The sequence below is a fragment of the Paenibacillus eucommiae genome (assembly GCF_017874215.1).
Taxonomy (GTDB): domain Bacteria; phylum Bacillota; class Bacilli; order Paenibacillales; family NBRC-103111; genus Paenibacillus_AI; species Paenibacillus_AI eucommiae.
On the sequence record NZ_JAGGLB010000037.1, the window covers coordinates 76,711 to 87,239 of the forward strand.

The 10,529-nt window shown below is 45.3% G+C and carries 5 protein-coding genes; 1 reads left to right on the forward strand and 4 read right to left on the reverse strand.

The features are described 5' to 3' along the window. Positions 1-37 precede the first annotated feature (37 nt). Positions 38-343, reverse strand: coding sequence for a winged helix-turn-helix transcriptional regulator (locus J2Z66_RS35345; RefSeq protein ID WP_209977489.1), 306 nt, complete (start codon positions 341-343; stop codon positions 38-40). A 185-nt stretch (positions 344-528) separates the two neighbouring features. On the opposite strand from J2Z66_RS35345, the gene J2Z66_RS35350 reads away from it, so the two are divergent. Continuing rightward, the gene (locus J2Z66_RS35350; RefSeq protein ID WP_209977490.1) at positions 529-990 is read left to right on the forward strand and encodes a hypothetical protein; all 462 of its coding nucleotides are present in this window, start codon (positions 529-531) and stop codon (positions 988-990) included. A gap of 119 nt (positions 991-1,109) precedes the next feature. On the opposite strand, the gene J2Z66_RS35355 is transcribed toward J2Z66_RS35350, so the two are convergent. The 3 genes from J2Z66_RS35355 to J2Z66_RS35365 all read right to left on the reverse strand — a co-directional run bounded on the left by J2Z66_RS35355 (position 1,110) and on the right by J2Z66_RS35365 (position 9,996). After that, a complete protein-coding gene (locus J2Z66_RS35355; protein ID WP_209977491.1) occupies positions 1,110-3,071 on the reverse strand; it encodes an FAD-dependent oxidoreductase in 1,962 nt (653 codons plus the stop codon). A gap of 246 nt (positions 3,072-3,317) precedes the next feature. Continuing rightward, positions 3,318-4,775, reverse strand: coding sequence for a glycosyltransferase (locus J2Z66_RS35360; protein ID WP_209977492.1), 1,458 nt, complete (start codon positions 4,773-4,775; stop codon positions 3,318-3,320). A gap of 94 nt (positions 4,776-4,869) precedes the next feature. Further along, positions 4,870-9,996, reverse strand: a complete 5,127-nt coding sequence (locus J2Z66_RS35365) for a chitobiase/beta-hexosaminidase C-terminal domain-containing protein (protein ID WP_209977493.1) — start codon at positions 9,994-9,996, stop codon at positions 4,870-4,872. Positions 9,997-10,529 lie beyond the last annotated feature (533 nt).

Genomic DNA, 10,529 nt, shown 5'->3' on the forward strand with positions numbered 1-10,529 from the left:
TGAAACCCCGCAGCACTGTTGTATCCAAGCCTGGATGCTACCATTTGTCCGCCCACATTTGCAGCTCAGTCATTGCCGGCTCCAGACCTCTTCCTTTATCCGTAAGCTCATATTCTATCCGTACGGGCGTTTCGGGATACACGTGTCTAATTATCATGCCTGCTGCTTCGAGCTCCTTGAATCTTTCGGAGAGCATCCGATCACTCATGCTAGGTATGAAATCCGAAATATCCTTAAAGCGTTTAGGTCCTGTCAGCAGCACTCGGATAATCAGTCCCGTCCATCGTTTACCGAGCAGCTCGAACGCTTGCTCAAACTTCGGACATAAATGAAAGTCTTCCATAACGAATCATCTCCTTGCTACAATTTTAACATAGTTGCTTGATTTAAGTAAGTACAATATTAAACTACGATATACGCTGCAGATTTTCGTGATTTACATCGATATTAGCTGTATATCCTTTCATTTTGCGCATATACATGAACCACAAGGAGAATCCTTGAACAATCCTATAGGAGGCTAAAGCAATGACAAACACAGGAGGTTCACAAGGAGAAAGCCAAGAAATTTTCGAGCTGGCCGACGAAGTTATCGCAGAAATCGAAATAGCGCTTCAAGAGGAGGCGGCTCATGTCACAGCAGCGGCCGGCTCAGAGAATGCCGACAATGATGTTGAGCTCTCTGACGACGACGATTCCGGGGATCAAGAAGAAGATGATGATGATGATGGAGATGATAGCGACGAGGATGACGGCGAGGATGACGGTGAAGACGAAGACGGGGATGATGACGATGACGATGACGCCGAGGAAGATGACGCAGATGATGACACCGATGAAGATGATGAAGATGGTGAAGATGACGATGATGGCGACATAGAAGAAGATGGGGATGAAGACGGGGATGAAACCGAGCAGGACGATGCTGAAGACCTAATTGAAGAAGACACTGCCAATCATGAGGAAGCCGCTGAAGAGGTTAAAGCTTAAGTAAGCTATGATTTCTATTACGAAAAATCCGTTTCATTGCTTTCAATCCCATCTTTTTAAAACATAAGAGCCACTCTACATGATGATGCCGGTAGAATGGCTCTTTTTGTACCAACGAATCAGGGTGTCCCCGTTAATCCCACTTTCAAGTCCTTTATTATCATATACACATCACCGTTTGTAAGGCTTTGCTGGTCAGTGATTAGAGCCATACTTGCTTCTGTTAGCAGCTTCTGACGGAGCAGTTCTGCCTTAGCTTGTTCAAACACAACTTCCATGCCTAATGCTTGAGTAATCGTATAGCTTGCTTGATCTATAGTTAACGGAGCAGTATCAGGCGAACCAACCTTTCCTAGCGCTGTATGAGCATCGCCTTTAAAGGCATCTGGTTTAATGGCTTTGCTTGCTTTGATCAGGTTGGCCATGCTTGCCGGACTTGCTGCATCATCTAAATGAAAATCATTTTTGTAGCCCCCCTTGGCCAAGGACAGGCTCATTGCAGTCTTGAGACCTTCGTATTGCTTATGCCCCATAAACGGCTGCGGCTTCACTGAGAATGGCTTTACCTCCATCCCCTGCTTGTTAATACGAACCTGCAGCTCGGCAATATCGGCTTTGGAGGCAGATAGCTGTCTGAAGGTCAGGTTTTTCTCCTGCACCAGCTTCGCTGCAGCACCCGCCGCTTCCGCAACTGCCATGCCAGTCGGAATAACACGGGCACTGCCATGTGGAAGCGAATCATAGCTGGCTGAGCGGCTAACGACAAGCAGTCCGTCTACATGAAGCGGGACGATGCTGCGGAAAGGCACTGCATACTGAACCGGCTTGCCTACAACATCTCCGAAATGGGCGGCACTCAGTCGCTGAATATCAACCTGATAGGAACCGAAGCCAATGCGGTCCCATTGGTCCCTATTTTCCAATACATCGAGAATAGTCAATCTGTACTCGCCCTGAATATGCCTGGTCTCACGGACATAAAGCTCAGGCGCTGTCGCTTCGAGCTCTACATTCGCAAATTCCGGATAATTTTTTCTTAAAAAATCGACAACGTGAACAACCTCTTTCTTGCCAACTTCAAAGGCATCAGCCCGGCTTTGCGGATCAACCCCGTCAACATCAAAAATTTGCAGAGCGTTAATCAGCGCAGTATCATTATTTTGTCTGCCGATGTTCAGGCCACGCATCTTAGCTTTGTTTTTATATACTTCAGGATAATTGTAAAGCTCTCCATAACCCCAAGCGCTCACTTCATTAGCACCGGTTCCCGGATCATCGTCGCCATTAAGTCGCTTCTGAATTTGCTTCCATACATCTGGAGTGACATTTTTCAACCGGAAGACGAGCGTAACGGCCATTTTGGCATCAGGATCACCTAAATCCTCACGGCCATATGTATAAGGAACGCCTGCAGCTGCTGCGATATCGGCATCTTGTGTTGCATCAATGACGGATTTGGCAGAAATAGTCTGTTTGGTCCCATCTTCTTTTACAACTACAATCCCTTCGATAACCTCATTCCCGTCAGACCCGCTGCTCATCACAGGATCAATGGATACTGTCTTTAACAGTAAATCAATATTTTTCTGCTCTTTTACCATCTTATTAAAAGCATTCGCCGCAGTGATCACGTCAAAAGAATCGCCTTCAATTTGATTGTACCATTCACTAAAAATCCCTTTGTTGAAAACTTTGTGCCTTCCGCCAATAGGCTGATCCGGGGTATAGTTCATATCAATCGTATTGAGCCAGCCGAGTGTCATCAGACCGCCCAAAATGTCTCTGCCGCGTCCATCCACAAGCAATGTGGAAAGACCATTTCTTGCTGCAGACAAAGCAGCCGCCACGCCTTCCGGATCAGTTCCTACCACGATAACATCATAGCTGTCCCGGATCGTTTGTGCAGATTCCACTTTATCCAAAGCGTTCACCCCACCACCGACCTGCAGTCCGTTGTGAGGATGGTTGTGCTGCCAATATAATGCGGCGGCGGCTGCCAAAACAGCTGCCAGAATGAGCGCTCCCATCCAGAGCTTCCAAATGTGCGAAGTTGACTTATCCGTTATCTGATTGTTGTTCATGCTTACACCTGCCTAATTATTATGGATACCAGTTCCTAGTCTACCACAAAGCGGAAGCAGTGAAAAATTTTCAACTTGATTAGACAAATGACCCGGCAAAAAAAAGAGGGCACTGAAAAAAGACATGTTTTCTACATGCGAGCATGCGTGTCCTTTTTTCAGAGCCCTTATTTACCCAATTTAGCCTATTTATCTGAAACTAACTATTTAACTTCTGCTGTATCAGTCTATCAAGTTATTCAACTACTACAGCTGCTCCAATTTCTCCAGCTTGTTCTTCACACTTTCCAGCTCTGGATGCCGCTTGGCGATATCCTGATAAATGGCACGTGCCTCCGTCGTTTTGCCAGCTAATCTGGCCAAATCAGCAAGGGCCAAATCGGCCTTCCAGTCAGGAATTTGTCCATCTGCAGTTACCGTGCCGCGGTAGGTGTGAAAGGTTTGCTTCGAACGCTTTAGATGGCTCTCCGCCTCCCTAAGTAGTCCAACTGCGCGTCTCATTTGAATTTGTGCCATGTAATATTGGGCATCCGGGAAATCCGGTTCCATTGCAAGCGCTCGTCTGCACACTTCCTCCGCTTGATCGAGCTGATTATCCGACATATATATTTTCAGTAAAAACATCAGAACATCAAGCAGCCGGCCAAAGCCGGGTACATGCTCAGAGGCGCGTTCCGCCCGCAGCAGCATGGCGATGGCTTTCTCCTTTTCTCCCCTGCCAAGCAGTTCCCGGCCATAATAAAGCAGCCAGCCCGGATGGTCAGGCTCGTCCTCAAGCATTTTTTCCAATAGTGCAATATTGCGATCCAGCTTGTTTTTAAATTTCATAATATGTGGTTCGTATCCATCATGGTGCAGCCGAATGCGCACTGAATGACGGAACAGATCGCTGTCGAAAACGCCCTTGCCAGCACTCACAACCTGCTCATGCACCCGGCCATAATAATGCAGCCCACGACGTAATGGAAACATCCTCGGCAGTGAGTAATCTGGCGCAATGCGGCCTTGAATATGGTTAGCCTGGCAAATGCTTAGAATGGCGGGTATATTCAAAGTATCAAAAAGCGCTGCTGCTTCACGTACACAGCGGGCATCGCCAGCATCCAGCCATTCATCGGCATCCACCCACAGCACCCAGTCGCTCTCTATAACGCCCAGACCTTGATTCCGTTTGGCTGCAAAATCATCATCAAACGCCACACCCCGAACCACCTTCACCTTCGGCATATGCTCGATAAGCTCCAATGTGCCATCGGTAGAGTCATAGTCGAGGACAACGATTTCATCTACCGCTTCTATCAGACTGCGGATGCATCGCTCGATGCACCGCGCTTCATTGCGTGTAATGATCGCCGCGGCGACAGTCACCTTGTTCACGGTAAGTATTCGTTCAATTTCAGCGTGCAAGGCACCTTCGCCAGACTGGGCTAATGCTTGCTGCACGGCACCTACCCAGGTGGCCTGCGGATCGAGCAGCCAGCCACGTTCAAACACAGCCCTGGCAGTTTGTCCATAACCTTGATGCAGCAGCGCTTCGCCAAGATACACCCATACCTGCGCAGCGAACGGGTTGATACGCAGCAGCTCTAAAGCTACTTTTTCAGCATGATTATATTGCTTGTCAATAAGGGCTTGCTGGAGCTGCTCCATAGGATCGAACTCTGTGGATTTGGGAAGCTTATAGGTCTCCGTCTGCTCGTTCATTGCTTCACTTTCACCTTCACTTTCTTAGTTCATGAACTCATTTTCAAGAAAAAAGCGGCTTTTCGATGAGCCGAAAAACCGCTGCTTGATTCGATCACATAGGACCAAAGTAGGGTGGAACTACGATCTTAATCTTCCTGATTTGTGGAGGTGCGTTGTTATCTGTCGCAGTAATAATCATGATATATTCTCTCCATCTTTGGGTATCGAAATAGCCTGACTGGCCGTAAAGCGTGTTATCCTCAATTCGATATATAAATTTTTTGGATTCTTCTTCTTCTGGTCCTGTAATAGTAACACTGTAGGATATTGACGCCGAATCCACTTCACCAAAATATGAGCTTAAATTCTCATACATAACCCGCTCATCAGTGTCTGGCTCCCACAAGAAATCATCTGGACCAAAAACCGATAATTCGATAACTTTGCTTTTTTGAGCACCGTGAGCATCTGTTGCCGTAAAGCTAAACGATACCGTGTCACTTTGAGGATCTCCTGCTCCTGTATAGGCGACAGTAAAGGATCGTTGATCAGGCGCCCACACAATTGAAATATTATTATCGGCTTCAATCGAGTAAGTCAACGGATCGAACTCAGGATCTTCCACGAATATTGCGTTACTCATAGGGAAGTGCGGATTAAGGCTAAATGTCTTTGATTCACCTATTTTCAAAATAGAATCCAGGCCATATGAGTTATAATCAATCCACGGTTTTCCATTAACTTTAACGAAAAAATCTGCTTGTCTATCAGAAATATTAGCATCCCTTACATGAATAGTACTAGTCCCTGAGTAATTCCCACTTACAGATATTATTCCGCCGCTATCTAAATCTGCAACTATAGAAGAGTTATAGGTAAGCTGCACGCAGCCGAATCCGTATGTATCTTGAAAATATTCAGTGAGATCAATACCATCAGTTAAAGACTCATCTTCATTTACTTGAAATATATTGTCAACAACATGAACGTTAAAACTCGGATATTGCTCATAATAGTTATAATTTGAATCATATACAGCGAACGTAACAGTGTTTGTATTTTGAGCAGTACCTGATGCTGAGAATGTGAACATTCCACCACTTTGAGAAACCAAGCTTAAATCATCACTAGATACAATCTCAAAGTTTAACGGATCTCCGTCTGGATCGTAGAAATACTTGGAAAGATCAAAGGTTGCATGTTCATTTGCCTTTATTCCATACTCCGGAAGTTCATATTCATGCATCCTTGGAGCACGGTTTTCAATAGTCATTTGCAAATTATATGAAACCGTGCCACCTGGATATGTTGCAGTAATCGGTATGGTCTGGATTCCTGATGTTAAAGATGTATCTACAAAAAAGCTTAGTTCACCTTCTGTAAATGAATCAGGATTAATGGGGTGGTTGCTCCCAAATTCTCCAAATGAAGTAACCCATACTCCCTCAGGCACAGACATCGAGTAAATAAGAGTCTCTTCATTAGGATTCGGGAAAATATCTGCAAGAAAGACGTTCAGGTAATAAGTCCAGCCGCCTTCATAATTACCATCTAGAATACCAACATCATAAGGATTTGGAGTACTATATGCCAATACGGTAATTGGTGGGAATTCTTTAATTTGAGTAACATTCCCTTTCGTTAACGTGGCTATCATTCCTACTAAGGTATTCTCCTCACCATATTCGGGTCGTGTAACCGTACCCGTTCCTGCATCAATCAAGCTGCTGTTTGATTCCCAGGTAATCAGCACTCCATTTGCCCCTGTTGTTGGAAGCACTACATTCTGTGTCACATGCTCCTGAGTATCGTCTGGCACATATCCGATTTCAAGACCTACTGCTGCAATACTCACAGCATCCTGGTCACTTACTATTTCATATGCAGCATTCAGAACAGGAGAAACGTTGCCTGCACGGTCTACCGCTATTGCCTTCAACGTAGTAGTTTGGGTTATATAAATGTTCTCACCATTATACTCCTGATTGCTGTTTATTTCCGGTTCACTACCATCCAATGTGTAGTAAATCTTCGCATCCGCTTCGCCACTTAGCATTACGATTTGTTCCGCGTTATAAAAGCCTTCGGGAATGCTGGCTGTTGGCGCTGCTGGTGCTTCTTTATCGATTTCATAAGTGACTTCTAACATTGACAATGATATATTGCCTGCACGGTCTACCGCAATTGCTTTCAGCATAGTCGATTGAGCAATGTAAATCGGTGTACCTATATACTCCGGGCTGTTGATTGTAGGCTGACTTCCATCCAACGTGAAGTAAATCTTTGCATCGGTTTCCCCGCTCAGTGTCACGCTTTGAACCGTGTTGTATAAACCATCGGGAATATTGGCAAATGGTGCTTCAGGCGCATCTTTGTCGATATGATAGGTAACTATCAATGCTGGCGTAGAGATATTTCCCGCTCTATCTACCGTGATTGCTTTGAGCGTGGTCGTTTGTGTGATGCTGATCGGTATATCCATATACTCCAGGCTGCCAAGTGTAGGCTCGCTGCCATCCAGTGTGTAGTAAATCTTCGCGTCCATCTCTCCACTTAGTGTCACGCTCTGATTCACGTTGTACCAGCCACCCATTACATTTGCCACTGGCTCTAAGGGCGCTTCTTTGTCGATATGATAAGTAATCTCTAACGGCAACAACGAAACATTGCCTGCTCGATCTACTACAATCGCTCTAAGCGTGGTGGTTTGAGAGATGTAAATGGCACCTGTATACTCTGGGCTGCTCGTATTTGGAATCGTACCATCCAACGTATAGTAGATCTTCCCTTCCGCTTCACCATTCAACGTCACGCTCTGATTCACGTTGTACCAGCCCTCAGGGACATTGGCTGTTGGCGCTGCTGGTGCTTCCTTGTCGATTTGATACAAAACCCCTAACAATGACGACGAAATATTACCTGCACCATCTACCGCGATTGCTTTGAGCATAGTTGTTTCTGTGATGTTGATAGCACCTGTATACTCTGGGCTGTTAATACTTGGAGTTGAGCCATCCAGCGTGTAATATATCTTCGCATCTACTTCTGCACTTAAAATCACGCTCTGGTTCTTGTTGTACAATCCGCCGGCTACACTTGCTTCTGGCGCTGCAGGTGCTTCTTTATCAATATGATATGTAACTACAAACGCAGGTGACGATATATTTCCTGCCCGATCTACTGCAATTGCCTTTAGTGTAGTCGTGCTTGTTATGTTGATAGCGTTGAGATACTCTGAGCTGTTGGTAGTTGGAATCGTACCATCCAGTGTATAGTAGATCTTCGTATGCTCTTCTCCACTCAGCGTCACACTTTGATCCACGTTGTATAATCCTTCGGGGATACTTGCTACTGGCGCTACTGGTGCTTCTTTATCGATAAAATAGGTAACTGCCAACACAGGCGATATATTTCCTGCGCGGTCAACCGCAATCGCCTTCAGCGTTGTGGTTACGGTTATGCCGATAGCATCGCTATACTCTAAGCTGCCAATAACCGGCTCACTGCCGTCCAGTGTGTAATAAATTCTCGCATCCACTTCAGCACTTAGCAAAAGGCTCTGATTCACGTTATACCAACCGCCCACCACATTCGTTACTGGAGCTGGTGGCACTTCTTTGTCGATATGGTAAGTGACTTCTAACGGCAATGATACGTTCCCTGCTCGGTCCACTACAATCGCCTTCAACATTGCGCTTTGAGTTACGTTAATAGCACCTGTGTACAAAACACCATTTTCTTTGGTCGGCGTACTGCCATTCAATGTGTAGTAAATTTTACAATCCGCTTCGCCAATCAAAGTCACGCTCTGATCCACGTTGTACCAGCCGCCCTCTACACTTGCTACTGGCGCCACCGGTACTTCCTTGTCAATATAGTAGGCTGCTTCTAAAGGCGGCGACGATGCATTACCTGCACGGTCCACTACAATCGCCTTCAACGTAGCGCTCTGAGTTATGTTTATAGCCCCTGCATACAAAATACCGTTTTCTTTGGTCGGTACACTGCCATCCAACGTATAATAAATCTTCGCATTCTCTTCACCGCTTAACGTTATGCTCTGATCCGCGTTGTACCAGCCACCTTCGATGCTTGCTGTTGGAGCTGCAGGCGCAGAATGATCTACAGTCACCTCAACTTCACTCGTGAACACACCTTCATGACCATCATTCGCTGCAATTGTAATATTGTACGTGCCTTCAGGCAAATCACTAAATTTCATCACGCTGCCGCTATTAGCCAACTGGAACGAGAGAGGTGTCGTGCCATCATTCAAATAAGCACTATATGACAAGGCATCCCCATCCGGGTCAGTAAAATAACTACCTACATTAACCGACACAACAGCCCCTAGTCCGACCGGATTGGGGGTAGCCAGCAATGTCGCGCCATGTATGGCTTCGGGGGCAGAATTACTTATTTGAACCTGGAAGCCAACCACAGTCTGTGCGTTATTTGAATCTTTTGCAGTCAAAGTCAATGTGCCGGTTCCCCGCGAAACCCCTCTAATGGACAAGACACCACCAGTGAGCTCCGCACTGACAAAACCTGCAGATAACACTGCCGAATTATAGGATAAAACCAGAGAACCATATGACAATAAATCTCCATCTTCATCTCCGATAAAATCATCTAAAAAAAGAACAGAAACCTGATTCCTGTCCAATTGCTGAGTGGGGATATGGCCGGTTGTTAAAGCAGGGGCTTGATTCGGCATCTCCTGAATAGCGGATAAAGTATGCAGTAAAGTACCATAGTCTTCTTTATTCGTATACTTTCCCGGATTTAAATGACTATATTTGATAATATCATCAATATGTATCTTTCCTTCTGATAGGGCATTTAGCTGTGCGTTCTCAGTTACTGTTAGACGAAAGCGAGCGGCATTCCCATTTGCGGATAAAAGCGTTATCACCGTGGTCCCCAGTTTTTTGGCACCGATTCGCAATTTGCTTCCGTTGATAATAGCAGCATCAGCAACAGCAGGACTTTGCACATGAACAGTTTGATAGGATAATTCACCAGAGGATTGCAATATATCGCTCAAATTAAAAGTTTCGTTGTAGCCAAGTACAATCGTTTGCTCTTCAAAGGGCTGTATATGCTCAGGGGGTGCAGCCAAGGCGGTTAATTCTGCTGGAATGATGTACGCTAAAGGAGCAATCACTGCAGAAGCTGCTATCCATTTCGACATTTTTTTCTTGTTTTCTCTACGTTCCCTTTTTAATTTTTTGCTCATTTCTAGTAAATTCCTCCCGAAAACTCTTGATCGCTCGACACTACTGATTTCTTTGACTAAATTCTATCATAATTTGTATCAAGAATATATTAAAAATATAGTTTCCGACAAAATAGGAAAAACGCCTTGCGGCGTCCTTTGATGTGCGTGTTCGTGACTTGGGTGCGTTGCGGAGGGAATCGCTGTGGGCTCCAGCCGCTGTTAAAGATTTGTTCCCTTAAGTGGTATCGATGAGGTGGTAGGAACAAATCTTTAAAGGCGGACGCTACCGCTCTTCCTCCCACAGCCATTCCCTCTCTTTAGCTACAATCGCACAAATCACACGAACACCAAGCTCAAAAACGGACAGCCAGCAAAGGTTTTTCTCTTGATTAGAGGAGATTTCCTAGCGGGCGCAGTGCTAGGAATGAAGAGCACGCAGCTGAGAAGGAACTGCTACTTTAACGATGTTTTTCACATTAAGCATGCATTGAATCTGACATGAAATGTAATGAAGAATAATTTACTAAATAAGGTAAATTATGATGATCTTT